Origin of the sequence: Methylotenera sp. (genome assembly GCF_030653755.1) — a bacterium.
In the GTDB taxonomy this organism is placed as follows: Bacteria; Pseudomonadota; Gammaproteobacteria; order Burkholderiales; family Methylophilaceae; genus Methylotenera.
Map to the genome: position 1 here is coordinate 1 of NZ_JAURYU010000021.1, position 1032 is coordinate 1032.

Sequence of the window (1032 nt, forward strand, 5' to 3'; positions counted from 1 at the left end):
GCTGGGCGTCACCGGCGCCATCCTGGCGATCGATCCGGTGCAGCAGGCGTGGCAGGCAACCGCCGCACCGGGCGATATGCCCGTGGCCACGCTGGTGGCGCGCGTGACGCGCACCGTCCCGGGTGTGGAAGAAATTCGCCACCTGCCCTCGGGTGCCATCGTGGTGTTCAGCTTTGCAGGTGACCAGCCGCAGGCGTCGTACGTGGATCCGGCCGATGGCCGCGTGCTCGGTGCCTGGCGAGCCTCGTCGTTGCCGCGCTGGGTGAAGAACCTGCACCGCTCGCTGCTGTTAGGCGACGCCGGGCGCTGGGGTGCAGCGGGCATTGCGCTGGCCATGGCCCTGGTGTGCGTTTCTGCCCTGGTGCTGCTGCTGCGCCGCATGGGCGGCTGGCGGCGGTTGGCGGCGCGGGTGCGCGGCTCGCTGGCCCAACGCATCCATGTGGTCGCGGGCCGCGTGGTGCTCGCCGTTTTGTGCCTGACGTCGCTCACGGCGCTGACCATGAGCGCATCGACCTTGGGGCTGGTGGTTCTCGATTCCAGGACCGAGCCTGATGTGCTTTCGGTGGTCTCCGGCCAGCCGGCCTTGCGTGGCGAGCAGCTGGTCACGATGCAAAACCTGGCCGTGAAGGATCTGCGCAAGCTGAATTTTCCCGGCACCACCGATCCGCAGGACACGTGGAAGGTCGCCACCGCCCAAGGTCAAGGCTGGATCGATCGGTATTCGGGGCAGATGCTGGTCTGGCAGGACGCCACCGTGGCGCAGCGCGTTTACGACTGGGCCGCGGTGCTGCACACGGGCGAAGCGGCCTGGCCCTGGGCCGTGGTGCTCGGGTGCGTGGGCGCCAGCGTGCTGCTGTTCTGGCTGTCGGGCGTTGTGATCTGGTGGCAGGCCCGCCGCCAGGCGCCGCACATCACGGGCAGCGCCCCGCTGGCACAAGCCGACGTGCTCATCTACGTGGCCAGCGAAGGCGGCAGCACCTGGGGCTTTGCCCAAACCCTGCAGGACGCGCTGAGCCAGGTCGACCACCGCGT

The 1032-nt window shown here is 69.5% G+C and carries 1 protein-coding gene; it reads left to right on the plus strand.

What is annotated here, in order from left to right; all coding sequences use genetic code 11:
• A partial coding sequence (locus Q7U33_RS03995) for a PepSY-associated TM helix domain-containing protein (protein WP_370651981.1) occupies positions 1–1032 on the plus strand: 1032 nt, incomplete at both ends.